The sequence below is a fragment of the Aurantiacibacter aquimixticola genome, assembly GCF_003605475.1.
GTDB lineage: Bacteria > Pseudomonadota > Alphaproteobacteria > Sphingomonadales > Sphingomonadaceae > Alteraurantiacibacter > Alteraurantiacibacter aquimixticola_B.
In genome coordinates this window covers 2,287,459-2,314,140 of record NZ_RAHX01000001.1, presented here as the reverse complement: position 1 = coordinate 2,314,140, position 26,682 = coordinate 2,287,459, and the positions used below count along the sequence as shown (strand labels likewise).

General features: G+C 62.1%; 19 protein-coding genes, 2 tRNA genes and 3 rRNA genes. 9 read left to right on the top strand and 15 right to left on the bottom strand.

Annotated features, from left to right (window positions below):
• Positions 1 to 54: 54 nt before the first annotated feature.
• The 5 genes from rrf to D6201_RS11555 all read right to left on the bottom strand — a co-directional run bounded on the left by rrf (position 55) and on the right by D6201_RS11555 (position 5,183).
• Positions 55 to 169 (bottom strand): 5S ribosomal RNA (gene rrf / locus D6201_RS11575).
• 135 nt (positions 170 to 304) lie between these two features.
• Positions 305 to 3,092, bottom strand: a 23S ribosomal RNA gene (locus tag D6201_RS11570).
• A gap of 254 nt (positions 3,093 to 3,346) precedes the next feature.
• Positions 3,347 to 3,422, bottom strand: a tRNA-Ala gene (locus D6201_RS11565).
• Between the two features lie 15 nt (positions 3,423 to 3,437).
• Positions 3,438 to 3,514, bottom strand: a tRNA-Ile gene (locus tag D6201_RS11560).
• Between the two features lie 182 nt (positions 3,515 to 3,696).
• A 16S ribosomal RNA gene (locus D6201_RS11555) occupies positions 3,697 to 5,183 on the bottom strand.
• The 16S, 23S and 5S rRNA genes sit together here with 2 tRNA genes alongside, the layout of an rRNA operon.
• 648 nt (positions 5,184 to 5,831) lie before the next feature.
• Here D6201_RS11555 and D6201_RS11550 point away from each other — a divergent pair.
• The 5 genes from D6201_RS11550 to D6201_RS11530 all read left to right on the top strand — a co-directional run bounded on the left by D6201_RS11550 (position 5,832) and on the right by D6201_RS11530 (position 12,473).
• Positions 5,832 to 6,839, top strand: coding sequence for a glycosyltransferase (locus D6201_RS11550; RefSeq protein WP_120048911.1), 1,008 nt, complete (start codon positions 5,832 to 5,834; stop codon positions 6,837 to 6,839).
• Positions 6,836 to 8,377 (top strand): oligosaccharide flippase family protein, encoded by a 1,542-nt coding sequence (locus D6201_RS11545; protein WP_120048910.1) that lies wholly within the window; start codon positions 6,836 to 6,838, stop codon positions 8,375 to 8,377. Before D6201_RS11550 ends, D6201_RS11545 begins: the two co-directional genes overlap by 4 nt.
• The gene (locus D6201_RS11540) at positions 8,374 to 9,537 is read left to right on the top strand and encodes a hypothetical protein (protein WP_120048909.1); all 1,164 of its coding nucleotides are present in this window, start codon (positions 8,374 to 8,376) and stop codon (positions 9,535 to 9,537) included. The genes D6201_RS11545 and D6201_RS11540 overlap by 4 nt, the downstream gene beginning before the upstream one ends.
• Before the next feature lie 82 nt (positions 9,538 to 9,619).
• On the top strand, positions 9,620 to 10,603 hold the full coding sequence (locus D6201_RS11535; protein WP_120048908.1) for a retroviral-like aspartic protease family protein: 984 nt from the start codon (positions 9,620 to 9,622) through the stop codon (positions 10,601 to 10,603).
• Positions 10,604 to 10,709: 106 nt separating this feature from the next.
• The gene (locus D6201_RS11530) at positions 10,710 to 12,473 is read left to right on the top strand and encodes an ABCB family ABC transporter ATP-binding protein/permease (protein ID WP_120049386.1); all 1,764 of its coding nucleotides are present in this window, start codon (positions 10,710 to 10,712) and stop codon (positions 12,471 to 12,473) included.
• Between the two features lie 21 nt (positions 12,474 to 12,494).
• Here the strand turns inward: D6201_RS11530 and D6201_RS11525 are convergent, their stop codons facing one another.
• Complete coding sequence (locus D6201_RS11525; RefSeq protein ID WP_120049385.1) at positions 12,495 to 15,335, bottom strand: M16 family metallopeptidase; 2,841 nt, start codon at positions 15,333 to 15,335, stop codon at positions 12,495 to 12,497.
• Between the two features lie 197 nt (positions 15,336 to 15,532).
• On the opposite strand from D6201_RS11525, the gene D6201_RS11520 reads away from it, so the two are divergent.
• A complete protein-coding gene (locus D6201_RS11520) occupies positions 15,533 to 17,038 on the top strand; it encodes a SulP family inorganic anion transporter (protein WP_120049384.1) in 1,506 nt (501 codons plus the stop codon).
• Between the two features lie 143 nt (positions 17,039 to 17,181).
• A complete protein-coding gene (locus tag D6201_RS11515; protein WP_120048907.1) occupies positions 17,182 to 18,078 on the top strand; it encodes an OmpA family protein in 897 nt (298 codons plus the stop codon).
• Positions 18,079 to 18,152: 74 nt separating this feature from the next.
• Here D6201_RS11515 and hslU read toward each other — a convergent pair whose 3' ends face one another.
• The 3 genes from hslU to D6201_RS11500 are packed head-to-tail and all read right to left on the bottom strand — an operon-like array spanning position 18,153 to position 20,532.
• Positions 18,153 to 19,451, bottom strand: coding sequence for an ATP-dependent protease ATPase subunit HslU (gene hslU, locus D6201_RS11510; protein ID WP_120048906.1), 1,299 nt, complete (start codon positions 19,449 to 19,451; stop codon positions 18,153 to 18,155).
• A 7-nt stretch (positions 19,452 to 19,458) separates the two neighbouring features.
• Positions 19,459 to 20,019, bottom strand: coding sequence for an ATP-dependent protease subunit HslV (hslV, locus tag D6201_RS11505; protein ID WP_120048905.1), 561 nt, complete (start codon positions 20,017 to 20,019; stop codon positions 19,459 to 19,461).
• A gap of 45 nt (positions 20,020 to 20,064) precedes the next feature.
• Entirely contained in the window at positions 20,065 to 20,532 is a 468-nt protein-coding gene (locus D6201_RS11500) for an outer membrane protein assembly factor BamE (RefSeq protein WP_120048904.1), read from the bottom strand.
• A 170-nt stretch (positions 20,533 to 20,702) separates the two neighbouring features.
• On the opposite strand from D6201_RS11500, the gene D6201_RS11495 reads away from it, so the two are divergent.
• Both D6201_RS11495 and D6201_RS11490 read left to right on the top strand, forming a co-directional pair.
• A complete protein-coding gene (locus D6201_RS11495) occupies positions 20,703 to 21,215 on the top strand; it encodes a ubiquinol-cytochrome C chaperone family protein (RefSeq protein ID WP_120048903.1) in 513 nt (170 codons plus the stop codon).
• Positions 21,212 to 21,736, top strand: a complete 525-nt coding sequence (locus tag D6201_RS11490; RefSeq protein WP_120048902.1) for a YceD family protein — start codon at positions 21,212 to 21,214, stop codon at positions 21,734 to 21,736. Before D6201_RS11495 ends, D6201_RS11490 begins: the two co-directional genes overlap by 4 nt.
• A gap of 73 nt (positions 21,737 to 21,809) precedes the next feature.
• On the opposite strand, the gene D6201_RS11485 is transcribed toward D6201_RS11490, so the two are convergent.
• The 6 genes from D6201_RS11485 to D6201_RS11460 all read right to left on the bottom strand — a co-directional run bounded on the left by D6201_RS11485 (position 21,810) and on the right by D6201_RS11460 (position 26,655).
• Positions 21,810 to 22,025 (bottom strand): helix-turn-helix domain-containing protein, encoded by a 216-nt coding sequence (locus D6201_RS11485; protein WP_120048901.1) that lies wholly within the window; start codon positions 22,023 to 22,025, stop codon positions 21,810 to 21,812.
• Positions 22,026 to 22,035: 10 nt separating this feature from the next.
• Positions 22,036 to 22,545, bottom strand: coding sequence for a hypothetical protein (locus D6201_RS11480; protein ID WP_133304008.1), 510 nt, complete (start codon positions 22,543 to 22,545; stop codon positions 22,036 to 22,038).
• Complete coding sequence (locus D6201_RS11475; RefSeq protein ID WP_165853551.1) at positions 22,542 to 23,648, bottom strand: serine hydrolase domain-containing protein; 1,107 nt, start codon at positions 23,646 to 23,648, stop codon at positions 22,542 to 22,544. The genes D6201_RS11480 and D6201_RS11475 overlap by 4 nt, the downstream gene beginning before the upstream one ends.
• Before the next feature lie 292 nt (positions 23,649 to 23,940).
• A complete protein-coding gene (gene ssb, locus D6201_RS11470; RefSeq protein WP_120048898.1) occupies positions 23,941 to 24,465 on the bottom strand; it encodes a single-stranded DNA-binding protein in 525 nt (174 codons plus the stop codon).
• 91 nt (positions 24,466 to 24,556) lie between these two features.
• A complete protein-coding gene (feoB, locus tag D6201_RS11465; protein WP_120048897.1) occupies positions 24,557 to 26,404 on the bottom strand; it encodes a ferrous iron transporter B in 1,848 nt (615 codons plus the stop codon).
• On the bottom strand, positions 26,401 to 26,655 hold the full coding sequence (locus D6201_RS11460) for a FeoA family protein (protein WP_120048896.1): 255 nt from the start codon (positions 26,653 to 26,655) through the stop codon (positions 26,401 to 26,403). The genes feoB and D6201_RS11460 overlap by 4 nt, the downstream gene beginning before the upstream one ends.
• Positions 26,656 to 26,682 lie beyond the last annotated feature (27 nt).

Here is a 26,682-nt window from a genome sequence, read left to right as displayed (position 1 = left end):
GAACAGCCCTCTGACTTGTGAATGGGTTACCTTGCGCTGCCCACCGGCTGCAATGCCTGGCGGCGACCTACTCTTCCAGTGCTTAAGCACTAGTACCATCGGCGCTACCTGGTTTCACGTCCGAGTTCGAGATGGGATCGGGTGGGTCACAGGCGCTATGACCACCAAGCAATGAAGCCGGTGTGCGGGCAAGGTTTTAAATCGATGCACCAATCATGGTGTGTTGCGTTTGAAGGCGTCATTATCCGGCTGGACAAATCCTCCACAATGCTAGGCCTCAGGCCTGACATTGATGGTGGGATCCACCAAGCGCGAACAGAACTATTAGGACTGGTTAGCTCCACGCATTACTGCGCTTCCACACCCAGCCTATCAACGTGATGGTCTATCACGGTTCGATGATTGCTTATCTTGAGGGAGGCTTCCCGCTTAGATGCTTTCAGCGGTTATCCCGTCCATACATAGCTACCCTGCTGCACCGCTGGCGCGATGACAGGTACACCAGAGGTATGTTCACCCCGGTCCTCTCGTACTAGGGGCAACTCCTCTCAACAATCGACGCCCACGGCAGATAGGGACCAAACTGTCTCGCGACGTTCTGAACCCAGCTCACGTACCACTTTAATTGGCGAACAGCCAAACCCTTGGGACCTGCTCCAGCCCCAGGATGTGATGAGCCGACATCGAGGTGCCAAACACTGCCGTCGATATGAGCTCTTGGGCAGTATCAGCCTGTTATCCCCGGCGTACCTTTTATCCGTTGAGCGATGGCCCTTCCACGAGGAACCACCGGATCACTATGACCGACTTTCGTCTCTGCTCGACTCGTCAGTCTCGCAGTCAGGCAGGCTTATGCCATTGCACTCTCGCAGCCGGTTTCCAACCGGCCTGAGCCTACCATCGCGCGCCTCCGTTACTCTTTAGGAGGCGACCGCCCCAGTCAAACTACCCGTCACAGAGGGTCCCTGTACCGGATAACGGTACGAGGTTAGACATCAGAAAACAGCAGGGTGGTATTTCACCTATGGCTCCACGCGGACTGGCGCCCACGCTTCAAAGCCTCCCACCTATGCTACACAGCTCTTTCCTAATGCCACTCTGAAACTGCAGTAAAGGTGCACGGGGTCTTTCCGTCTAACCGCGGGTATCCCGCATCTTCACGGGAACTTCAATTTCGCTGAGCATATCCTGGAGACAGTGGGGAAGTCGTTACGCCATTCGTGCAGGTCGGAACTTACCCGACAAGGAATTTCGCTACCTTAGGACCGTTATAGTTACGGCCGCCGTTTACTGGGGCTTCAATTCGGAGCTTGCACTCCTCCTCTTAACCTTCCAGCACCGGGCAGGCGTCAGACCCTATACGTCGTCTTGAAGCCGACTTAGCAGAGTCCTGTGTTTTTGATAAACAGTCGCTACCCCCTGGCCTGTGCCCCCTGAAAAGACTTGCGTCGATCCAGGGCCTCCTTCTTCCGAAGGTACGGAGGCAATTTGCCGAGTTCCTTCAGGATACTTCACTCAAGCGCCTTGGTATACTCTACCTGACCACCTGTGTCGGTTTCGGGTACGGTCTATACGGAGAGGCTATTTCCCGGGACTACTTGGCCGCCCATCCAATCCGATAAGGATGAACAACTTCCGCAATCCGTCACACATCTCCAGGCCCACGAATATTAACGTGGTTCCCATCGACTACCCCCTTCGGGCTCGTCTTAGGGGCCGGCTTACCCTGCGCCGATTAGCGTTGCGCAGGAACCCTTGGTCTTTCGGCGAGAGGGCATCTCACCCTCTTTATCGCTACTCATGTCAGCATTCGCACTTCCGATACGTCCAGAGTCGGTTACCCTTCTCCTTCGCTCGCTTACGGAACGCTCCGCTACCGCTGCAGTAAACTGCAACCCTAAGCTTCGGTGAATACCTTTAGTCCCGTTACATCTTCGCCGCAGGAACCCTTATTTAGACCAGTGAGCTGTTACGCTTTCTTTAAAGGATGGCTGCTTCTAAGCCAACCTCCTGGTTGTTTTGGGATTCCCACATGCTTTCGCACTTAGGTATTACTTGGGGACCTTAGCTGTAGGTTAGGGCTGTTTCCCTTTTGACGACGGACCTTAGCACCCGCCGTCTGTCTGCCAGACAAGACTCGATGGTATTCGGAGTTTGGTTAGGTTTGGTACCGCTCGCGCGGCCCTAGCCCATCCAGTGCTCTACCCCCATCGGCATACATCTGACGCTCTACCTCAATAGATTTCGCGGAGAACCAGCTATTTCCCGGCTTGATTGGCCTTTCACCCCTAAACACAACTCATCCGATAATTTTTCAACATTAAACGGTTCGGCCCTCCAGTGCGTGTTACCGCACCTTCAGCCTGGTCATGCCTAGATCGCCGGGGTTCGGGTCTAATCCAACAAACTCATTCGCCCTATTCAGACTCGCTTTCGCTGCGCCTACACCTAACGGCTTAAGCTTGCTTGCTAGATTAAGTCACTGACCCATTATGCAAGAGGTACGCTGTCACCCCCTATGGGGCTCCAACTGATTGTAAGCATTCGGTTTCAGGTACTATTTCACTCCCCTAATCGGGGTGCTTTTCACCTTTCCCTCACGGTACTGTGTTCGCTATCGGTCATGTACGAGTATTTAGGCTTGGAGGGTGGTCCCCCCATGTTCAGACAGGATTTCACGTGTCCCGCCCTACTCAAGTCCTTCATCATCACTTTCGCATACGGGGCTGTCACCCGCTATGGCCACTCTTTCCAAAGTGTTTTGCTAGTTGAAATGAAGGCACTGGCCTGGTCCGCGTTCGCTCGCCACTACTAACGGAATCTCGGTTGATGTCTTTTCCTCCGGGTACTGAGATGTTTCAGTTCCCCGGGTTCGCTTCACCAAGCCTATATATTCAGCTCGGTGATACCTTATCCACCTCTCCACCGATCCCCGAAGGAACCAGAGAAGAAATGGTGAAGGTGGGTTTCCCCATTCGGAAATCGCCGGATCGAAGCTTGCTCACAGCTCCCCGACGCTTATCGCAGCGTGCCACGTCCTTCTTCGCCTGTACATGCCAAGGCATCCACCAAATGCTCTTACCTCACGCTTGAGAATCCACACCATCAACGACAAGCCTGCATAACGCTTGACCGCTTAGAGACGGCATGGAGGAATTATCTCAGCCAGATAATCAATTTGATTGATTTGTGATTTGCCATCGACTGGACCAGACCGAAGCCTTGCCAGCACGACGACACCTCACGGCATCGATTTAAAAACCCATTCACAATATCAAAGACGCATGGGGCAAATCCCCATACTACCTGCCGAGGCAGGATCTGTTTTCCAATCACTGGAGTTGGCTGGTGGAGCCTATCGGGATCGAACCGATGACCCCCTGCTTGCAAAGCAGGTGCTCTCCCAGCTGAGCTAAGGCCCCACAACCAAAGGATAATGGTGGGCCTGGGTGGATTCGAACCACCGACCTCACCCTTATCAGGGGTGCGCTCTAACCAACTGAGCTACAGGCCCACACCGCACCGCGCCGGCCAAAAGGCCGCGAGGGGCGTGAGCCAGCTCAGGCGTAAACACGCAGGCTTACGCCTGAGTGTTTCTCCAGTGATGAAAGGACATGAGGACGACGGCAGTGTTCTTTGGAGCTGGAGGAAGCACTTCCGAGAACAAGTCCCGGCGCTTTCCGCCAAAATCCTTAGAAAGGAGGTGATCCAGCCGCAGGTTCCCCTACGGCTACCTTGTTACGACTTCACCCCAGTCGCTGATCCCACCGTGGTTGGCTGCCTCCGGTAAACCGGTTAGCGCACCACCTTCGGGTGAAACCAACTCCCATGGCGTGACGGGCGGTGTGTACAAGGCCTGGGAACGTATTCACCGCGGCATGCTGATCCGCGATTACTAGCGATTCCGCCTTCATGCTCTCGAGTTGCAGAGAACAATCCGAACTGAGACATCTTTTGGAGATTAGCTAACCCTCGCGGGATCGCTGCTCACTGTAGATGCCATTGTAGCACGTGTGTAGCCCAGCCTGTAAGGGCCATGAGGACTTGACGTCATCCCCACCTTCCTCCGGCTTATCACCGGCAGTTTCCTTAGAGTTCCCAACTAAATGATGGCAACTAAGGATGAGGGTTGCGCTCGTTGCGGGACTTAACCCAACATCTCACGACACGAGCTGACGACAGCCATGCAGCACCTGTCACTTCGCCCCGAAGGGAGGAAACCATCTCTGGTAACCGTCGAAGGATGTCAAAGGCTGGTAAGGTTCTGCGCGTTGCTTCGAATTAAACCACATGCTCCACCGCTTGTGCAGGCCCCCGTCAATTCCTTTGAGTTTTAATCTTGCGACCGTACTCCCCAGGCGGATAACTTAATGCGTTAGCTGCGCCACCCAAGCTCTATGAGCCCGGACAGCTAGTTATCATCGTTTACGGCGTGGACTACCAGGGTATCTAATCCTGTTTGCTCCCCACGCTTTCGCACCTCAGCGTCAATAATTGTCCAGCAAGTCGCCTTCGCCACTGGTGTTCTTCCGAATATCTACGAATTTCACCTCTACACTCGGAATTCCACTTGCCTCTCCAATATTCTAGCATTGCAGTTTCAAGGGCAGTTCCGGGGTTGAGCCCCGGGATTTCACCCCTGACTTGCGACGCCGCCTACGTGCGCTTTACGCCCAGTATTTCCGAACAACGCTAGCTCCCTCCGTATTACCGCGGCTGCTGGCACGGAGTTAGCCGGAGCTTATTCTCCAGGTACTGTCATTATCATCCCTGGTAAAAGAGCTTTACAACCCTAAGGCCTTCATCACTCACGCGGCATTGCTGGATCAGGCTTTCGCCCATTGTCCAATATTCCCCACTGCTGCCTCCCGTAGGAGTCTGGGCCGTGTCTCAGTCCCAGTGTGGCTGATCATCCTCTAAGACCAGCTATGGATCGTCGCCTTGGTAGGCCTTTACCCTACCAACTAGCTAATCCAACGCGGGCCCATCCAAAGGCGATAAATCTTTGGTCCGAAGACATTATCCGGTATTAGCAGCGATTTCTCACTGTTATTCCGAACCTAAGGGCAGGTTCCCACGCGTTACGCACCCGTGCGCCACTCCCTCCGAAGAGGGCGTTCGACTTGCATGTGTTAGGCATGCCGCCAGCGTTCGTTCTGAGCCAGGATCAAACTCTCAAGTTTGTGTCACACACCAAGCAAGCACGATCCGAAGATCGCCATCCTGCTAGGCATGAGCTTCAAGGAGCCGATACCTGCACTGTCAAACGTAATGGATACGAATGAACATGTATCATCAAGACCGGACGTGGAGCCCGATCAGGATGTGGCATCGGCTTGGTTACCCGTTACTGCGACCTTGAGCTTCGCAGACGGGGCGCCGTCGCCCACATGTCCCTTCATCAAAAACCGACAATGTCAAAGAGCCACCGAACATTAAAAACCGGACAGCGAAGGTGTCCCCGATTTACACCGGGGGACCGGCTATCCAGATATGTTGGCGACCGATCGCTGCGAGCCGGCTGAACCGTCAGCGCCGCGTCGGTGAGAGGCCATATATGGGTGGTGTTGATTCGGGTCAACGCCTTTTCGCAATTTTATTTCGCGATGGCGGAAAAACCGTCCAAACCCACAATTCCCTCGCAACCAAGATGGGGTCGGCGCACCGCTTTTCAAGGGAGCCCAGGCCCATCGCCCTGAGGTGTCGAAGCGGGGCGCGCGCATTCTTTAACCGCCGGAAGCACCGGCCTGCCAAAGCCGATCCTGCGTTGAGGGTATCTTTACGCGCGCGCGATTAAGGAAGTCGGCGATACCGGCTCCTTATACGCACAAATGACCGACACTGCCCCTCCCCCGCCGCTCAGCGTGGCGATGAGCGTCTATAATGGCGAGCGCTTCCTCGCGCCTGCAATCGAGAGCGTGCTGGCACAGAGCTTTACGTCATTCGAATTTCTCATTCTCGACGATGGCTCCACCGATGCGAGCGCCGCGATCATCCAGCGGTATTCAGCTAAGGATTCGCGCATCCGGCCAATCCTTCGCGAGAATCGCGGCCTCGTCGCCAGCCTCAACGAGCTGCTGGGTGAATCGCGTGCGCCGCTGGTCGCGCGCATGGATGCCGACGACATCTGCCTGCCCGACCGATTCGCGAAGCAGATCGCATTTCTCGATTCGCATGCCGGTCATGGCGTGGTCGGCTGCTGGAGCGAGGATATCGACGAATTCGGCGAGCCCTGGCCCGATGCCGGGCCCGACCAGCCGACCGATCACGAAGATTTGCTCGCTCGGGCACGCCAAGGTCGCCAGATGATGATCCATCCCGCCGTGATGTATCGCCGCGAGGTCGTGCTCGGCGTCGGCGGCTACCATTCCGCATTCCGCCATTGCGAGGATTACGATCTCTGGCTTCGCCTCGCTAGCACCACCCGGATGGCGAACCTGCCGGAACGCCTTCTGCGCTACCGTCATTACGCCGGGCAAGTGTCCACCCGCCATGCAACCGAGCAGGCGATCGGCGCGGCCGTCGCCTACGAAGCGTGGCTGGCCCGCGATGCCGGGCGGCCCGATCCGACCGCCAATCTCGAGAAGCTTCCACCCGTGGACGCGCTCGATGCGCTTTTCGACGAGCGGGGCGTGTCATCGCGCGTGCGGGCGCGGGTCGCGGCGAGCATCCAGCATTCGCAGACCGCGCTTCGCGATGAAGGCTTCGACATCCTCTTGCGACACATACACGATGGCGGCGATCGCAGCGGGCTTTGGCGAACGGCTGCGCGCCTTGTCACCTTCGGGGAGCCTGCGCGCGCCCTGCGCCTCGCCAACACTCTGGCGCGCGCGCGATGAAGGATGCGCCAACCGAAGACGCGATCCCGGAGCGTGAAGCGCCGGCCATGAGTGTCGGCAATGCGGCCGTCTGGGCGATGGCGTCCCAATACGTCACCTTTGCCATCATCTTCGCGACCTCGGTCGTCATCTCGCGCTACTTTCTCGGTCCGGACGAGGTCGGCCTCTTCTCGATCGCGCTGGCAGCCGCGCTGCTATTAGCCGTGCTTCAGGACTTCGGGCTGACCCGATATATCGCCGGCCTGAAACAGCTCACGCAGGATGAGATCGACCGCTGTTCGACCGTCGCGCTCGTCTTCTCGCTCATCATCGCAGCGCTCGTCGCGCTGGCCGCCTGGCCGCTGGCACAACTTTACGACCTTCCTCAGCTGACCAGCCTGCTGCTGATTATCGCCGCAAGCTATTTCTTCGTGCCTTTTGCGGTAGTTCCTCTTGCCCTGATGGGACGGGCGATGCGCTTTTCCGGCCATTTCGGTGTCAGCGTGGGCGGGGCGCTGATCCACGGCGCGGTGGCGGTGACGCTGGCCTGGCTCGGCTTCTCGGCCTTCTCGCTCGCCTGGGCGACGCTTGCCTCCGCCATTGCAAAGGCGCTGATCGCACAAGCGCTGCAACCGGCGCGGCCCTTCCCGCTCCGCCTCGACGGGCTGAAGCCCATCATCGGATTCGGCGGGAAGACCAGCGCGCTTTACATCACCGGCGCGCTCGGCACCCGCACGCCGGACCTTGTTGTAGGTAAACTCGTCGGGCTGACGGCCACCGGCCTGTTCAGCCGCGCGACCAGTCTTGCGGAGCAATTGCGGATGCTGATTGCGGGAGCCATCGGGCAGGTGTTCTACCCGACCTTCGCGCGCATTCGCGATAGCGGCAAGCCGCTCGGCCCGGCATATTTGCGCATCTGTGCCGGTTACAGCGTGCTCGTCCTGCCCGGCATGGCCTTCCTGTCGCTGGCGGCAGAGCCGATCGTGATGCTTCTGTATGGGGAGGCCTGGATCGGCACCGCGCCTTTGCTGACGCTGATCGCGATCCAGTCCGGCCTGATGATATGCCTGCCGATGGTGACAGAACTGCCGATCCTGACCGGACATATCAATCGCTTGATCGGTTACAATATCGTCGAAACCGTGGTGTCGATCGGCCTGCTGGCTGTCGGCACGCATCTGGCGGGCGCGGAGGGCGCGGCGGCTTCGCGCATCGTCTATGCCTTTGCCTTCTTCGCCATCTACATGCGTTTCATCAGCACGGTGGTCGGCTTCCGGGTGATGGACTGGCTGGCAATCATGGCAAAAAGCCTTTTGGTCACCGCCATCGCCGTCGCGCCGCTCGCGCTGGCCTACGCATTCTGGATCGGCCCGGGCGAGATGGGCATCGTGCCACTCGCCCTGTGCGCAATGGCCGGGGGGCTGGCATGGTGCGCGGCGCTGTTCCTCACTCGCCATCCGGCCTTGCGAGACATGCGCGACACCGGTCTGCCGATTTACAATAGCCTGCGCCGCAAGCTGCTGTCGCCCCGCGAAGCCGTTGCCGGGGATCGAATATGACCCCGGACATCCGTCTCACGCCAGCCATCATCCAGACCGACATTGTACGCGATGCTCCGCGACCGCCCGAATTGCGGAGCGCCCTCTACGCCGAACGGTTCGATTGGAAAACTCTGTTCTACGACGTCTATCGCTGCGGCAGACACGTAGTGCTTCAGGGGCCGCCATTCCTCAACCTGCTGGGCGAATTGAGGCAGAGCGATTTCTTCAACGAGGCGCTGGGTGGCTGGCTGCCGGCTGCGCATCATTATGGGCGCAAGAAGCGCGGCGAGATCTGGTTGCGCTCCGATGCGACCCGGATTGCCTTCGACAGCCCGCTCGGCCGCTTCGACCTTGGGGTGCAGCCTTCGCATCATGATCGCTTCGCCGGAAAGCGCATGCTGCTGACCTTGTCCAAGGACAATGAGGTCCGCTGGATCGTCGACTGGGCGCGCTTCCACCGTCGACTGCATGGCGCTGATGCCCTGCTATTCTACGACAACGGCTCTTCGCTTTACGAGCCGGGTGAGTTGCAGGCGCGCCTGAGTGAAGCATTGCCCGCGATGGACGTGCTCGTCCTGTCCTGGCCCTACCCTTACGGTCCGCAGGCCGGTCCGAACTGGGCCGTCGACGGGGTCGAGCCCGACTGGGACAGCGATTTCTGCCAGGTCGGCGTTCTCCAGCATGCGCGGTTCCGTTTCCTGCAAAAGGCGCGCAGCGTGATGCACAACGATGTCGACGAGCTGGTGATCGCACATCGCGGTCGCAGCGTCTTCACCGCGGCGGAAGCGAGCCGCACCGGAATGGTCAAATTCGATGGCCGGTGGATTTCCGTCCACGCCGAAAACGGCGTCGACCCCGCGCACAGCCGCCACGCCGATTTCCGCCACGATGAAGGCGCGCAGGTCGAAAACTCGCCGCCGAAATGGTGCCTGCGCCCATCGGCCTTCTCGCGCAGCGTAAGCTGGGGCGTGCACAACATCTTCGGCGCAAAAGGCAATGACGCGATCAGCGACGAATTTCTCTTCCGCCATTTCCGCGGGATCACGACCAACTGGAATTACCAGCGCTGGAACGATGATGCGATCGACACCGCGCCGCTGATCCGGGACGAAAGACTGGTCGCCGCCTGCGCCGCCGCCGGTCTGGAACCTGGCCGCAAGGATCGCCGCGCCGCCTGAGCGATTAGGGAAGCGCCCTTCGCAGTGCTACATTGCGAATCGCCTGGCGTGGACGGGACGGGTCGCCGGGCGGGAGACCGACATGATGCACTGGCTTGCCCTGGCCGCAGCCTTCGCCCTTTCGCAGGGCGATCCCGCCGATCCTGCCGGCGCTGGCGATCCGCCTGCGCGAGGCGAGGCGGCGGACATCGTCGATCCGGGCGAGATCACCACCATCGAAATGGAGCGAGAGCGCAATCGCCGCCTCACCGTGCCGGTCATCATCGGCGGCGAAGGACCGTTTCGCTTCCTGGTCGATACCGGCGCGCAGGCGACCGTCCTGTCGAGCGAGCTGGCGGACAGTCTGCAACTCACCGATCGCAGCGCCGCAACTCTCGTCGGCACGGCGAGCAGCCGCCCGGTCGAGACCACTTTCATTCCCGATTTCACCCTTGGCGAGCGGACCTTTGCCGTGCGCACCGCGCCTATCGTGGACGCTGCCAATATCGGCGATGCGGACGGCATTCTCGGCGTGGACAGCCTGCAGGATCAGCGTGTGCTCCTGGATTTCGAGCAAGGCGTTATGCGCGTGTCGGACAATTTCGGCAGCGGCGGATCGAACGGATACGACATCGTAGTCCGCGCGCGGGAGCGGCTCGGCCAGCTGATCATCCACCGCGCCGAGATCGACGGCATCCGCACCGCGGTGATCGTCGATACCGGTGCCCAGGCATCGATCGGCAATCCCGCCCTGCTGCGCCGCATGCGCTCACGAACGGCAATCGAAGACACGCTGATGACCGACGTCAATGGCGTGCAGCTGGTGGGGCCGACACGTATCGCCCGGCGGCTGGATATCGGCCGCGTCCAGTTGGCCAACACGCCCATAGCCTTTGCCGATGCGCCGACCTTCCACGCGCTGGGCCTCGGCGATCGGCCCGCGCTTATCCTGGGCATGAACGAATTGCGCCTGTTCAGCCGCGTCGCCATCGATTTTCGCAGCCGCCGCGTCCTCTTCGACGTTCCGGGCACCGAGGGGCGCGTGCAGAACTGGAACTTCAACGAACGCGCCACGCGGCTCGACTAGCCTTGTGCAATAGCGCCGGGGCCACCACCTTCGCGGGCACGTGAAGGATTTCGGCAACAGGACGGCGACCAGAACGGCAAGCGGGGAGCGCGCCGACTGGGCGACCATGCGCCGCTTCCTGCCCTATCTCTGGCCGAAGGGCCGCCCCGAATTGAAGCGCCGCATCATCGGTGCGGGCGTGCTCGTTCTCCTCGCCAAGGCCGTCATCCTTGCCCTGCCCTTCGCTTACGCTCGCGCCGTCGACACGATGGGGGCCGATGGCGATCCTGCGGTCTGGGTCGCGATGGCGCTGGTCATCGCCTATGCCGGCGGCCGCTTCGGCAGCGTGCTGTTCGACAATCTGCGCAACATCGTTTTCAACCGCGTCGGGCAGGACGCGGTGCTCGGCCTGACGCAGGACGTATTCGCGCGCCTGCACCGCCTCTCTTTGCGCTTTCACCTCTCTCGCCGGACGGGCGAGATCACTCGCGTGGTGGAGCGCGGCACCAAGTCGATCAGTTCCATGCTGTATTTCCTGCTGTTCAACATCGCGCCCACGGCCATCGAACTGGTTGTCGTCTCCATCATCTTCTGGACGGTTTTCGGCTGGGAGCTGGTCGCAGCGACCGCCGTGACCGTCGTCTCCTTCATCTGGGTCACGCAGGCGATTACCGAATGGCGCGTGAAGCTGCGCAAGGAGATGAACGATCTCGACGGGCAGGCCATGGCCCGGGCGGTCGACAGCCTGCTGAATTATGAGACGGTGAAGTATTTCGGGGCCGAGCAGCGGGAACAGGATCGCTATACCGGCTCGGCCAAGGCCTATACCGAGGCCGCGATCAAGACCGAGAATTCGCTCGGCCTGCTGAACATCACGCAGGCCGTCATCATGAATCTGATGATGGGTTTCGCGATGGCGTGGACCGTGTGGGGCTGGTCGCAAGGGCGGCTGACGCCGGGCGATCTGGTGCTGGTCAACACCTATCTGCTGCAGCTCTTCCGCCCGCTCGACATGCTCGGCTGGGTGTACCGCACGATCCGCCAGGGGCTGATCGACATGGCGGACATGTTCAACCTTCTCGATACCGAAGCGGAAGTGGATGATGCGCCGGGCGCGCCCGCCATCGTGGTGCGCCGCCCCACCGTCACTTTCGAAGATGTCAGTTTCGGTTACGAGCCGGACCGACAGATCCTTCATCGCCTGAGCTTCGAGGCACCGGCAGGCGCAACGGTGGCGCTGGTGGGCCCATCGGGCGCGGGCAAGTCCACCATCGGGCGCCTGCTGTTCCGCTTCTACGATCCGTGGGACGGCCGCATCTGCGTCGATGGGCAGAACATCGCAGATGTCACGCAGGAAAGTCTGCGCCGCCAGATCGGCATCGTTCCGCAGGACAGCGTGCTGTTCAACGACACGATCGGCTACAATATCGCCTACGGGCAGGATGATCCTTCATCTGGCGACATCCAGCGCGCAGCGGCCGATGCGGCGATCCTGCCATTCATCACCGCCCTGCCCCATGGCTTCGACACCGAAGTGGGCGAGCGCGGGCTGAAGCTGTCGGGCGGAGAAAAACAGCGCGTCGCGATCGCGCGCACGCTGCTGAAGAACCCGCCAATCCTGCTGCTGGACGAAGCGACCTCCGCGCTAGATTCCCGGACCGAGCAGGACATTCTGGCGACGTTGAAGCGCGTCAGCGCGAACCGTACCACCATCGCCATCGCGCACCGCCTGTCGACGATTTCCGATGCCGACATCATCAACGTGATGGAGGCGGGCCGCATCGTCGAAAGCGGAAGCCATGGCGAGCTGCTGCGCCGCGACGGCCTCTACGCCGAAATGTGGAACCGCCAGCAGAGCGAGACGGAAGAGGAGCGGGAAGCGGCCGAATAGGCGCTCCCCGCTCACCAAAGCTTATCCGCCCATTTCAGGCGCGCGTGGATCGAAAAGATCGATCGCGTCCGCCGGGATCACCTCTACGTCGCTGCGGATCGCCCGCAGGTCGTCAATGAAGGCGGCTGCGTTGCCGACGATGACGATATTGGTGTCTTCAGGCGCGAAATAGCGCGCCGCCGCGGCCAGCGATTGCTCGCCGGTCACCGCCTGCAGGCTTTGCGTGTAGCTCGAGATTTCGGCGGGATCGACGCCCAGCGTCAGCAGGTCCGTCACGATACCGGCAAAGCCCGACGAGGTTTCGAGGCTGCGCGTGTAACTGCCATCGAGATAGAGCCGTCGCCGGTCGATCAGCTCGTCGCTCAGCGGCTCGCTGCCGATGCGGGCATATTGATCGAGCATCACCTGCACAACTTCGTCCACGGTCTCGTTCGCGGTCTGCGCGCTGGCCTGCAAGAGCGGGTCTTCCAGCAGCGAACCGAGGCCGGAATAGGAGCCGTAGGACAGGCCGCGATTGGTGCGGATTTCCTCGAACAGTCGGCCGCTCGATCCGCCGCCGAGCACGGCGTTGGCCAGCAGCAGTGGGAAGTAATCGGTACTGGCGCGCTCCGGCCCGCGCCCGACCAGATAGACTGCCGCCTGTCCGGCATCGGGCATGTCGATCACCACCGTGCGCGCAGGCTCGCCCTCACCCGCACGATTGGTGATCGGCGCAGGCGCCGGCGTAGCGCTCTGCCAGTCGCCGAAAAGCTGCTCTGCCAAAGCGAAGGCTTCTGCAGGGGAGACGCCGCCGCTCACGACGATCTGCGCCTGCGAGGGGTGCCAGTAGGTCTGGCGATGTTCGAGCAGATCCTCACGCGTGAGGGCGGCGAGCGACGCAGGCGTGCCGCCGCCGATATTGCCATAAGGCGCATCGCCATAGAGGATCGGCCGGATCGCCATGCTCGCCAGGGAGGCAGGTTCGCTCATGGCAAGGCGCAGCCCATCGAGCGCGCGGCCGCGCTCCCGCTCGAAAGCGTCTTCGGGATAGCTGGCATTCTGGATGACATCGGCGAACACTTCGCCTGCTGCCGCCATATTGGCGACCGGCGCGGTGAGTGAGAACGTCGTATTGTCGCTGCGGGCGGAACCGCCCATGCCGGCGCCAAGGCTTTCCATGCGCGCGGCGATGTCGCGGGCGCTGCGTGTCGGCGTGCCGTATTCGGCCAGCGCGGCAGCCATTTCGGCGATGCCCGACTTTGCGCGCGGGTCGGAGATACTTCCGCCCGGCAGCAGCACCTGCATGGTCGCGATCGGCACGTCGCCGGTCTGCACCGCGACCACTTCGATACCGTTCGCCAGCGTGCGCGTCTGGAATTGCGGCGTGTTCACCACGGGTGCTTCGCCCGGACCGGGAGGCGCCTCGCGTTCGCCTTCGGGCAGAACGGCCAGCGGTTCGCCCACGGCCGACGGCAGGCTGCGGAAGGTCGGCATCGGTTCGGGATTGGCGAAGGTCGAGGGATCGAACTCGCCGCGCGAATAGACCACGTCCACCCGCGCTTCCGGATCGAGCCAGGTGCGCGCAACGCGCTGGACATCCTCCGCCGTGACCGCGGCGATGGCGGCGAGACGCCGGTCGGCAGCGCGCGGATCGCCCGTGCTTACCAGCGCTTCTCCCAGTTCGAAAGCGCGGCCACGTGCGGTTTCCCGGCGACGTAGCGATCCAGCGATGATCTCGTTCTTGGCTTCGGCAAGCTCTGCGGCGCTGACCAGCTCGTCCCGGATGCGCGCATTCTCGGCGGCTAGGATGGCCGCCACCTGCGCCTGGTCGGCCTGCGGATTGACGACGCCGAACTGGCTCATCGTGCCGCCTTCCTCGGAAAGGCCCGCACCCTGGCTCACCTGCACGGCGATGCCCGGCTCCACCAGCGCGCGGTAAAGGCGGCTGTTGTCGCCGTTTGCCATGATCGCTTCGAGCACTTCGAGCGCAGGCGCATCGGGATGCGTTGCCTCGGGAAGCTGCCACACCGTGCCGACGAGCGGTAGCGGGACATTGGGTGCGGATGCGGTGACGGAGCGCGGCTCGGTCCGCCGGTCCTCACGCGTCGTGATCGTCACATCCACCGGATTGGCGCGCGGCGCGATGTCGGCGAAATATTCGTCCACCAGCGCACGCAGCTCGGCCATTTCGAAATTGCCCGCGACGATCAGCGTGGCGGTGTCCGGACCGTAATAGGCCTGGTGAAAGGCGCGCGCATCGTCGAGCGTCGCAGCGTCGAGATCTTCCATGCTGCCGATGCCGGGGCGGCGATGTGGCAGATCGTCATAGGCGATCTCGGGAATCACGACCCGGCCGAACAGGCCGTAAGGCGGAGCGAGGACGCGGGTGCGATATTCCTCCTTCACGACGCTGCGCTCGGTCTCGAACACCTCGTCATCCACCACCGGGAAGGCCATGCGTTCGCGGTGCGTCCAGAGCATGCGTTCGAGATATTCGGCGGGCACCGTCTCGAAATAATTGGTGCGGTCCGTGCCGTTCGATGCGTTGCGCGTGCCGCCGACATCCGCCGTCAGATCGTAGATCATGTTGTACGGCATGTTCACCGTCTTGCGGCTGAGAATATGCTCGAACAGATGCGCGAAACCGCTGCGGCCTTCGGGATCGAGCTTGCTGCCGATCTCAAACCATAGCGACGTCGTGACGGTGGAGGTGCTGTCATCCTCTATGGCGATCACCCGCAAGCCATTGTCCAGCTGCCATTCGGTGAATTCGATTTCCGGCGCCGTCAGAGCGGGCGCGTCGCCCGCATCCTGTGCGAGTGCAGGCGTGGTGGCGGCGAGCGCAAGCGCAACGCCGGTGGTGGCGAGAAAGCGAAATGTCACGGATCTGTCCCCTTCGTCCAAAACGATAGACCCTTAGATCAAAGCCCGGCCCAGGCCGCAAGCGCTGCGACGCCTTCTTCGACGAGCGGCAATCCATCCTCTGCAAGCGCCGACTTGCATTGTGCAGTGCAGCATGTATGGCCGGGCGCACGTTTCATCGGCATGCGACCGCGTGCCCAACAGCCTACGGACAGATCATGATCGACACCGCCGCGTGGAAGCGCGACTGGCTTGCCAATCCGCGCGCCGATATCCTTGCCGGGATCGTCGTTGCGCTCGCCCTCATCCCCGAAGCGATCGGCTTTTCCATCATCGCGGGGGTCGATCCGCGCGTGGGGCTCTATGCCAGCATCGCCATCGCGATGATCATCGCCTTCACCGGCGGCAGGCCCGGCATGATCTCCGCCGCCACTGCCGCCGTTGCCGTTGTGGTGGTGCCGCTGGTGCGCGATTATGGTGTGGAATACCTCTTCGCCGCGACCATCCTGATGGGCATCTTCCAGGCAATCGCCGCCGTGCTGCGGCTGGACCTGCTGATGCAGTTCGTGGGGCGCGCGGTCATCACCGGCTTCGTCAACGCGCTGGCGATCCTCATCTTCATGGCGCAGCTGCCGCAGCTCGATCCGAGCGTCGATGGCGTCAACTGGATCACCTACGCCATGGTCGCAGGCGCGCTGGCGATCATCTACCTGCTGCCCAAGCTGACCACCGCCATCCCCAGCCCGCTTGTCGCGATCATCGTGCTCGGCACGCTCAGCATTGCGATGGACCTGCCGATCATCACGGTGGGCGACATGGGCGATATCCCCGAAGGCCTGCCTTATCTGGTGTGGCCCGACGTGCCGCTGACCTGGGAAACCTTCACCATCATCGCGCCCTATTCGGCAACGATGGCAGCCGTCGGCCTGATCGAGAGCCTCCTGACCGCCAAGATCGTCGACGACATGACCCACACCGGCAGCGACAAGCGCCGCGAGACCTGGGGACAGGGCGCGGCCAATATCGGTGCGGCGATGTTTGGCGGCATGGGCGGCTGTGCGATGATCGGCCAGTCGGTGATCAACGTGACGAGCGGCGGGCGTGGACGTCTCTCCACCTTCACCGCCGGCTTCACCCTGCTTATCCTGCTCTGGCTGCTCGGTCCGATCGTGGGCCAGATCCCCATGCCCGCGCTCGTCGCGGTGATGATCATGGTCAGCATCGGCACGTTCAGCTGGACGAGCATTCCAAACCTTCGTCACCATCCGTGGCAGGCGAGCGTCGTCATGCTGGCGACCGTGGCCGTGGTGGTGACGACGCACAATCTCGCGCTCGGCGTGCTGATCGGCGTCCTCTTGTCAGGCATCTTCTTCGCCGCCCTCGTCATGAATCTGTTCGACGTGCAGCGCAGCCGCGATGGCGATCGGGCGATCTACACGATCACCGGCCAGATCTTCTTCGCCAGCGTGGAGCGGTTCAACGCCGCGATGAAGCCCGAAAGCCTGCGCGAGGATCCCGCCGATCACGTGGTGATCGATGTCACCGCGGCGCATTTCTGGGACATTTCCAGCGCCGCCGCGCTCGATGCCGTGGTCGAGCGGATGCGTCGCAACGGGCGCAGCGTGCAGGTCGTCGGACTGAACGAGGCGAGTGCCGACATGATCGACAAGCACGCCTTGACGGACCGGACGGGTGTCGAAATCGGTCTTGCTCCGCATCCCTGAGGCCTGACGCCGGACTCGGCTCATCGCACCAGCTGCCCGGCTGCTCCCGGCATCACACATCCCACTTTGGACTGTTCATCCGAGTGAAAGAATTGTGGCAACATCGGGGCAGCCTCATGGGGGCTGGATCGAGGAGTACCGATATGAACACCACCAACGCGAGGCCGCTCGCCATCGCTCTTTCGGCGCTGATGGCGGTTTCCGCCTCCGCCGTCGCCGCGCAGGACGTGGACTATGCCGAGCAGACGCAGATCAACGTCTATGGCGACGTGCCCGGCGACCTGTCGGGCTTCGAGGACGGCCCGGATATCGAAGGCATGATCACGGCCCGGCAGGACAACAATATCCAGGTGACCACGGAGGAAGGCCAGCAAGTCACCCTGCGCCTTTCGCCGGCCACCGAAGTGCGGGCGCGCGGCGGCTTTCTCGGCCTCGGCCGCACGCAGCTGACGCAGGCCTCGCTGTTTAACGGCCTCCCGGTGAAAGTGGACACGAAGCAATGGGGCCAGAGCCTCATCGCCAGCCGCGTGCGCTTCAGCGACGACGATCTCGAAACCGCCGAAATGATCTATGGCGGGACCAATGGCCGCTTCACCGCGAACGAAACCGCCATCGTCGAAAACGCCGCCGCCACCGAAGCGCTGCGCGGACGCGTCGCCAATATCGACCAGTACAACGTCGTCGAGACGGCGAATGTCTATTTCGACACCGGCAAGTGGAATATTTCCGCGCGCGATCAGGCCGAACTGTGCAGCATTGCGCAGCAGGCCGAGGCAACGGACAATGCGCTGCTGCTCGTGATTGGCTACACCGATTCCGTGGGCGATCAGGATTACAATCAGGTGCTGAGCGAACGGCGCGCGGGCCGCGTGGTCAATTACCTGCAGCAGGAATGCGACTGGCAGCCCTGGCGCATGCTCACCCCGACCGGCATGGCTGAAGCCGACCCGACGGCGGACAATTCAACCGCCGCAGGCCGCGCCCAGAACCGCCGCGTTGCCGTCAACATCCTCGTCAGCAAAGCTGTCGAAGGCATCTGATTTTAAGGTCAGGCATTAAAATGGCGCGGAGTGGTCGGCCCACTCCGCGCCATTTTTTTGCGCCGTGACGAAAATCAAAGCACGTATTTGCTGAGGTCGGTATCCGCTGCCAGGTCGGTCAGCTTAGCGCGGACATAATCGGCATCCACCGTCACGCTCTGGCCGCTCATTTCCTCGGCTTCGAAGCTCAATTCCTCGAACAGTTTCTCCATCACCGTCTGCAAGCGGCGGGCGCCGATATTCTCGACGCCTTCATTCACCTGCGCCGCCAACTTCGCGACTTCGGCGACGGCATCGTCGGTCATCTCGACCTCCAGCTTTTCGGTGCCGAGCAGCGACTTGTATTGCTGCACGAGGTTCGCCTTCGTTTCCGTCAGGATGCGGACGAAATCCTCTTCCGTCAGACTGCGCAACTCCACGCGGATCGGCAGGCGCCCCTGCAATTCGGGCAACATGTCGGATGGCTTGGCGACATGGAACGCGCCGCTGGCGATGAAGAGCACGTGGTCGGTCTTCATCGGGCCGTATTTGGTGGCGACGGTCGTCCCTTCGATCAGCGGCAGCAGGTCGCGCTGCACGCCCTCACGGCTGACGGAGCCGCCGCGCACGTCGCTCACCGCAATCTTGTCGACCTCGTCGAGAAAGACGATGCCGTTCGTTTCCGCATTGGCAAGCGCCACGCGGGCGACATCGTCCTGGTCCATCCGCTTTTCGGCTTCTTCGTCGACCAGCCTGTCCCACGCATCGGGCACTTTCAACTTCTGCTTCTTCTTCGGCGGGCCGCCGAACGCTTTGCCCATCATTTCCGACAAGTTGATCATCGTCGCGCCGCCGCCCATGCCGGGAATGTCCATCTGCATGCCGGATTGCTCTGCCACCTCGATCTCGACTTCGGTGTCGTTCATCGAATTGTCGGTGATGCGTTGGCGGAAGCTTTCGCGCGTCGCCTCGCTCGCGCCGGGGCCTACAAGCGCATCGAGCAGGCGGTCCATCGCCGCATCGCTGGCGGCTTCGCGCACGGCCTCGCGGCGGCGGTCCTTTTCCAGCCGGATCGCTTCTTCGACCAGGTCGCGAGCGATCTGTTCGACATCGCGGCCGACATAGCCGACCTCGGTGAACTTGGTCGCCTCCACCTTCACGAAAGGCGCTTCGGCCAGCTTGGCAAGGCGGCGCGATATCTCGGTCTTGCCGCAGCCGGTGGGGCCGATCATCAGGATGTTCTTGGGCGTCACCTCGTCGCGCAATTCGGGCGAGAGGCGTTGCCGCCGCCAGCGATTGCGCAACGCCACGGCAACCGCGCGCTTCGCATCCTTCTGGCCGATAATATGCTCGTCGAGCGATGCGACGATCGCCTTGGGGGTCAGATTGTCCATGAAGTCCTCAGACCGTTTCCACGGTCACATTGCCATTGGTGAACACGCAGATATCGGCGGCGACCTGCATCGCCTTGCGGGCGATGGTTTCCGCGTCCTCTTCATATTCGGCGAGAGCGCGGGCAGCGGCGAGCGCGTAATTGCCGCCCGAGCCGATTGCGGCGATACCCGCTTCGGGTTCCAGCACATCGCCATTGCCGGTCAGCACCAGCAGCACATCGTCATCGGCGACGATCATCAGCGCTTCCAGATTGCGAAGATATTTGTCGGTGCGCCAGTCCTTGGCCAGTTCGACCGCGGCGCGCATCAGCTGGCCGCTATATTGCTCCAGCTTGCGCTCCAAGCGTTCGAACAGCGTGAAGGCATCGGCGGTCGCGCCAGCGAAACCGGCGACCACCTTTCCCTCTTCCCCGATGCGGCGAACCTTGCGCGCATTGGGTTTCATGACCGTATTGCCCATCGAAACCTGGCCATCGCCCGCGATCACGGTCTTGCCGTCGCGCTTGACGCCGATGATGGTGGTGCCGTGCCACTGGGTGAGGCCGTGGCTGGCCTTATCGTCGCTCATGCGGCGGGATATGGGCGTAGCGCCCTCCCGCTTCAAGCCGCCAGACTACCGACCGCCGCCCGCACCGGGAGCACCCGCGCCCGGCGCGCCGACCGTGCCGATATTGCCGAACAGGTCTTCCAGGAAGCCCCGCTCTCGCCCAAGCGTCGGCGTGGTGTCGCTTTCGGGATCGATCCGCGCGACCTGTTCCATGCCGCTGCGATCCGTGCTCACCACATTGCCCGCCTCGTCGAAATAGACGGCGAAGACGGTGTGCTGCGAAATCGTCGGCTGGCGGAACGGCGCCTGCTCCGTCTGGCTGGAAATGTAATACCACACCGGCTGGCCGAACTGGCTCTTCATGGTCGGCTGGCCCAGCGTGCCCTGCACGCTCTGCTGGTTGTCGATGCCCGGCTGGACCGACTGCACCAGCGTTTCATCGACGATATAGCCGCGATGATTGGTGATCGAGGAGCATCCCGCCACGGCAAGGCCCAGCCCCGCCAGCGCTGCCATCCGCACGATCGAACCCATATCTGCAAATCCTTCGAATTTCCGGACGAGTGCCCGCCTGCCTTTGCGTGACAGCGGCCCCACCCTATATGTTCGCGACAGGCCTTAGGACGGCTCGCGCGCCGGTGCAACGCACTGCTGTCCCTCGGCCATTGAACTTGTCCTTAACGACGCCGGAGATCGTCACACCCATGTCACTCATCCAACGCCTGCTGGGCCGCGACGGCCGCGAGGAACTTCGCCCGTTATGGCACGCGCTTGTCGGCGTCAGCCGCGAAAGCGAATGGTATGCGACCTGCGGCGTGGCGGATACGGTGGAAGGCCGCTTCGACATGATCTCGCTGGTCCTCGCGCTCGTCCTGCTGCGCATGGAAGACAGCGATGCGCTGGCGCCCAAGACCGCGCTGCTGACCGAACTGTTCGTCGCCGACATGGACCGCCAGCTGCGCGATACGGGCGTCGGCGATCTGATGGTGGGCAAGAATATGGGCAAGCTGATGAGCGCGCTGGGCGGACGTATCGGCGCGCTGCGCGAACACATGACCGATAGCGATGCCAAGCTCGCCGAAATCCTCCAGCGCAACATCACGCTGACCGACGAGGAGGCGAAGCCCTACGCGCTGGCCGTTCGGGTACGGGCGCTGCATGGTGAGCTGGCCGCGTGCTCGGACGAGCAGGTGCTTGCGGGAGACTTGCGCGCATGAGCGACACCCCCGAATTCTCGCGCCCCGTATCGATCCGCTCGGTCACGGAAAAGCCCGTTGAACTCGTCGCGAGCGCAGCGGAATGCGCCGCGCTGGCGCAGCGGTTCGGCCTGGTATCGGTCGAAAGCCTCGCCGCGACGCTCGCTCTGGTGCTGGAAGGCGACGAAGTTGCCGCGACCGGCCCGATGCGCGCTGCCATCGTGCAAAGCTGCTCCGTTTCGGGCGACGACCTGCCGGTGCAGATCGCCGAAGACGTGGCTATCCGCTTCGTCCCCGCCGCACGGCTGGAAGCGAGCGAGGAGGACGAGGAAATCGAGCTCACCGAAGAAGATCTGGACGTCGTGCCCTATGACGGCACCGGTTTCGATCTTGGCGAAGCGGTCGCGCAAAGCCTGGCGCTGGCCATAGACCCCTTCGCCTGCGGCCCTGACGCCGACAATGTTCGGCGCGAGAAGGGCCTGATCGAGGAAGGCGAGAGCGGCCCGCTGGCGGAGGCTCTGCGGGGATTGCGGGGGGAATGACGGCGGTCGGTCCGCTTTTGGGTGGTCAGCGGAATGTCTGTCATTGGCAGCAACGAAGCAGAAGCTGACGCGCTTAAGAGCCTTCGTCCCTTTCAAACTCGAGCAGGTCGCCTGGCTGGCAGTCTAGCACGTCACATATTTTGCTTAGCGTCTCGAAGCGCATTCCCTTCACCTTGCCGGTTTTGATGAGCGACAGGTTCTGTTCGGCGATTCCTATTCGCGCCGCGAGATCCTTCATCCTCATTTTGCGGCGAGCGAGCATGACATCAAGGTGGACGGTGATACGCATGGCGAAAAGCCTACAGAAAGCTGGCGTTCTCATCCGCCGCGCGTCTGCCCTCAGCAAACACCTCCGCCGCGAAGGCGAGGAGTAGAGCGATAAAGAAAGCACCGAGCTCCGGCGTGCCGAAACGAATAGACACCGAGCCGCCATCGATGTTGTCCGATAGGGAGACCACATATCCGAAAGCAGAGAACTGGACGATCCCGATCGGCACCATGAGCAATTCCACACGCGCAAAGCGGCGGAAACCAACCACCGCGCGCTTAGACAGCGGACGTTTCGACGCCGCCTCGGTGAAAGTCCGGCGCAGTCCCAACAGTCCGTATGCCCGCACGATGCCGCCCATTAAAGCGATGAAGGCTCCAGCCAATCGGAGATCCGTCGAGAAGGACTGCGGTTGACTTCCGAAGCGGCTTGCAGCCGCCGCCCATTCGATGAAGAACAGCCAGATAACGGGGCCGATAATAAGCGAGGCTGCAATCCCTATGGTAGTCAGCGTAGCCATTGCGGCTGAAAACCGGTTCATGACGCGCTTCCTGTTCGTTTGGCCAGCTCGGGAATGACATGAGTTTCAATTACGGTGATAGCGTTGTCAAACGCATCGTCGCGGTTGTAGGAAGTCGCAGCAACCACCGCGACCGCGTCATAGTCCGGCAGTAGAACGACGATATTGCCGCCATTGCCCGACATAAACGCGCCGCCTGTTCTGGTGCCATTCGGCGCGGCGAAGAACCGCGTCCACCATAGATAGCCGTAGTCCATATCGGCCGTTGCTCCTACCTTCGGCGTTAGCATAGTCCGCAGCCAGTCAGCGGAGAGTATACGCTGGCCATCGAATGTCCCCCCGTTCAGCACCATACGTCCGACACGCGCGAGATCGGCGGGGCGAACACCAAGCTGGCCCCCGCTCTGTATCTCGCCGCTCGGCGAGCGTCGCCAGTCTGCTCCGGCGATACCCAGCGGATCGAACAGCCGTGCTTGCACATAGCTGTCGAAACGCTGGCCCGTCGCTTTCTCGACCACCTGCCCCAGAAGGAATACGCCGGCAGTGCAGTATGAGAACCGGCCATAGCCGTTCGGAAGCTCGCGATAGTCGGGATCGACGGGGAGATTCAGCGCAAAATCGCGCCAGACATCGGTACGATACATTCGCTCCTCGTTGCCCGGACTGCGCGAGACCCAATCGCTGCAGTCAAGCGTCGAGGACATCGACAACAAGTCATCCACAGTGATCTCCCGCTTTGCGGGGCCATCGTGTTCGACGGGCTCCTCGCCGATCAGATAATCCCAGACTGGAACGTCGACGCTTTCGAGAAGTCCATCTTCAACGGCGGCCCCTATCGCCAGAGCCGTCAACGACTTGCCCACCGACCGCACGTCGATCCGCGAACCAGCATTGCTGTCACGAAAATACGTCTCATAGACAACGCTTCCGGACTGGTCGACGACGACCGCCTCAATACGGCCCAACTGTCCAGCGCGAATCTCGGCCGACATGGCTTCGAAGCCGGATACCGGTATGGGCATGGCGACTATCGGCGCATCGTCATCGGTTCCGCAGCCGACAAGGACGACTGGAATTAGCGAAACAAGAAAACTACGAATCAACATAGACTTCATGTAAGACATGAAATATATCATCTGCAACATGATTCATTCACATGCAGGCCTTGGGATAGTGGGGCGTAAGGTTCAAATGTCCGCAATTGTGTCGGAAGCGGACTTGGAGGCTGTCCTACACGCCCCGAATCTGCAACGCCGACGGCGCTCTTTCACATCGTCCGCTCCGCCTTCCTGGCTCCAAACGAAAAGCCCCGCCAACCCGGCGGGGCTTTCGCGTTTCGGCTTTGCGCCTTTGCAAATTGAAGCGGGCCACCGGCGCATGTGTTTCGTCAACTTGCGCGAAACGCAACTGGCTCGATCAGAACGGGATGTCGTCGTCCAGATCGTCGTAATTGGAGCCGCCGCCATTGCCGCCCGATGCCCCGCCGCCGCTCGAACCGCCGCCGAAGCCGCCGCCCGAGGACTGGCCGCCTCCACCGCCGCCATACCCGCCGCCCTGGCCGCCTCCACCGCCGCCGCCGCCAGCACCACCCGCGCCATCCAGCATGGTCAGCGTGCCGTCATAGCCGCGCAGAACGACTTCGGTCGAATAACGGTCATTGCCGGACTGGTCCTGCCATTTGCGGGTCTGCAACTTGCCTTCGATGAAGACCTTGCTGCCTTTCTTCAGGTAGCGCTCGGCAACATTCACCAGCCCTTCGGAGAAGATGGCCACGGTGTGCCATTCGGTGCGCTCCTGCCGCTCGCCGGTATTGCGGTCCTTCCAGGTCTCGCTCGTCGCGATGCGCAGATTGCACACCTTGCCGCCATTCTGGAAGCTGCGCACTTCAGGGTCCTGCCCCAGATTGCCGATCAGCATGACCTTGTTGAGACTGCCCGCCATGATTCGTGTCCTTCGTGTCTGTTCGCAGGCCTGACTATCGAAAGCCCTGCGGACTCACCACCCCGAACACGGCTTTCCCACATCGCGCTCGCTAAAGGCCCAGCGCAACGGCCCCCCAATAGGTCAAACCTGCAAAAACATAGGCCAGCGCAAACAGATATCCGACCATCACCGCGGGCCATTTCCATCCGTTCGTCTCTCGCCGGGCGACAGCGATGGTGGAGAGGCATTGGGGGGCAAAGATGAACCAGGCGAGGAAGGCCAGCGCGGTCGGCAGGCTCCAGCGTGCGGCGATCTGGCCGCGCAGCGCATCCTCGGTTTCCGCCTCGTCCTCTGCCTCGACAGCATAGGTGGTGGCGAGGGAAGCGACCGCCACCTCGCGCGCCGCCATCGCCGGGACAAGCGCCAGCGTCATCTCGCGCTGGAAGCCGATCGGCTCGAAAGCGGGCTGCATGAAGCTGGCGATATGGCCCGCCGCCGATGCGTCGAGCTGGCTTTCGCCCGGCTCGGCCTTCGGAAAGGTCAGCAGCAGCCACAGGATCACGGTCGCGGCGAAGATGATCGTGCCAGCCCGCCGCAGGAAGACCCACGCGCGCTGCCACAGGCCGATCAGCAGGTCGCGCAGCGGCGGCCACTGATATTTGGGAAGCTCCATGATGAAGCCCGATGCCGCACCCTTGGTCGCGGTGCGACGCAGCACCAGCGCCACCAGCATCGCGCCTACGATGCCGGCGATGTAAAGTCCGAACAGCACCAGCCCCTGCAGCCCGAAGCCCGGCCCTACGCTGCTCGCCGGGATGACCGCGGCGATGATGACAGTGTAGACTGGCAGCCGCGCTGAGCAGGTCATCAGCGGGGCAATCAGGATCGTGGTCAGCCGGTCTTTCGGATCGGCGATGGAGCGGGTGGCCATGATGCCTGGAATGGCACAGGCGAAGCTGGAAAGGAGCGGGATGAAACTGCGGCCGGACAGGCCGACATAAGCCATCAGCCGGTCCATGATGAATGCGGCGCGGGCCATGTAGCCCGACTGCTCCATCACCAGGATGAAGGCGAAAAGGATTATGATCTGCGGCAGGAAGACGACGACCGAGCCGACGCCCGCGATCACGCCTTCGGTGATGAGATCGCGCAGGAAGCTTTCCGGCATGGTGGCGGTCACCACGCCGGAGACACTTTCGGCAAGCCCTTCGATTGCGCCGATAAATGGGTCCGCCCAGGCGAAGACGGCCTGGAACACCACGAAGAGCAGCGCGAACAGGATGACGGGGCCGAGCCAGGGGTGCAGCAGCACCTTGTCGAGCCCGGCATGCAGGCGGTGCCCCGCGCTCTGCGAAAGGATCGCGCCTTTCGCCATGTTCCGCGCAGCCAGCCGCCGCTCCGGCAGGGTGAGGCTGGCGACATCGTGGCGCGTGGAAACATCCTGCGTGCGCGCCGCGTCCATCGCCTCGGCCAGCGCGTCCATGCCCTTGCGCCGCACGGCGACGGTGGGCACGACCGGCACGCCCAATGCGTCCGACAGCGCCGAGGGATCGATCGCCAGGCCGTCCCGCTCGGCAAGGTCGAGCATGTTGAGAGCGACGACGGTGGGCTTACCCAGCGCGACGATCTCTTGCGCGAAGACGAGGTGCTGCTCGAGATTGGCCGCATCGATCACCACGATGAGCAGGTCCGGCTGCGCCTGCCCTTCGAACTCTCCCATCACCACTTGCCGGGTGACTTCCTCGTCCGGACTGGCGGCATCGAGCGCGTAGGAACCGGGCAGGTCGATCAGGTCGACCGGCTCGCCACTCGGCAACGTCATGCGCCCGGCCTTCCGCTCCACAGTAACGCCGGGATAATTGGCGATCTTCTGCCGCGCGCCGGTCAGCACGTTGAACAACGCGCTCTTGCCCGCATTCGGATTGCCGACCAGCGCGGCAGTGCGTTTCGTGGTCACAGCTGGCGAACCCGCATGGCGCGGGCATGTGCCCTGCGTACTGCTATCGTGGTACGGCCGACCATCAAAGCGATGGGGTCCTTGCCAAAGAAGACGCCGCGATGGGCGACAGCGATACGGGCCCCTTCGTCCAGGCCGAGCGCGCGCAAACGCTTCCCCTCGTCGGGCGCGAGCGACTGCCAGTCGACAGACACGATCTCCGCCCGTGCAAGCGGCGGCAGGGTGTCGAGTGTTTCGGAATGCTGCGTCACGCGCCCGGCCGTGCCAGAGCGGCGCGC

Bases quoted from the DNA above. Each gene is read 5' to 3' on its own strand.
- D6201_RS11500 (WP_120048904.1), bottom strand. From the start codon at position 20,532: ATGGGTTCGATCGTGCGGATGGCAGCGCTGGCGGGGCTGGGCCTTGCC.
- D6201_RS11480 (WP_133304008.1), bottom strand. From the start codon at position 22,545: ATGAACCGGTTTTCAGCCGCAATGGCTACGCTGACTACCATAGGGATT.
- D6201_RS11520 (WP_120049384.1), top strand. From the start codon at position 15,533: ATGATCGACACCGCCGCGTGGAAGCGCGACTGGCTTGCCAATCCGCGC.
- D6201_RS11485 (WP_120048901.1), bottom strand. From the start codon at position 22,025: ATGCGTATCACCGTCCACCTTGATGTCATGCTCGCTCGCCGCAAAATG.
- D6201_RS11545 (WP_120048910.1), top strand. From the start codon at position 6,836: ATGAAGGATGCGCCAACCGAAGACGCGATCCCGGAGCGTGAAGCGCCG.
- ssb (WP_120048898.1), bottom strand. From the start codon at position 24,465: ATGGCGGGCAGTCTCAACAAGGTCATGCTGATCGGCAATCTGGGGCAG.
- hslU (WP_120048906.1), bottom strand. From the start codon at position 19,451: ATGGACAATCTGACCCCCAAGGCGATCGTCGCATCGCTCGACGAGCAT.
- D6201_RS11550 (WP_120048911.1), top strand. From the start codon at position 5,832: ATGACCGACACTGCCCCTCCCCCGCCGCTCAGCGTGGCGATGAGCGTC.
- D6201_RS11475 (WP_165853551.1), bottom strand. From the start codon at position 23,648: ATGTCTTACATGAAGTCTATGTTGATTCGTAGTTTTCTTGTTTCGCTA.
- D6201_RS11490 (WP_120048902.1), top strand. From the start codon at position 21,212: ATGAGCGACACCCCCGAATTCTCGCGCCCCGTATCGATCCGCTCGGTC.
- D6201_RS11495 (WP_120048903.1), top strand. From the start codon at position 20,703: ATGTCACTCATCCAACGCCTGCTGGGCCGCGACGGCCGCGAGGAACTT.
- D6201_RS11540 (WP_120048909.1), top strand. From the start codon at position 8,374: ATGACCCCGGACATCCGTCTCACGCCAGCCATCATCCAGACCGACATT.
- D6201_RS11530 (WP_120049386.1), top strand. From the start codon at position 10,710: ATGCGCCGCTTCCTGCCCTATCTCTGGCCGAAGGGCCGCCCCGAATTG.
- D6201_RS11535 (WP_120048908.1), top strand. From the start codon at position 9,620: ATGATGCACTGGCTTGCCCTGGCCGCAGCCTTCGCCCTTTCGCAGGGC.
- hslV (WP_120048905.1), bottom strand. From the start codon at position 20,019: ATGAGCGACGATAAGGCCAGCCACGGCCTCACCCAGTGGCACGGCACC.
- D6201_RS11515 (WP_120048907.1), top strand. From the start codon at position 17,182: ATGAACACCACCAACGCGAGGCCGCTCGCCATCGCTCTTTCGGCGCTG.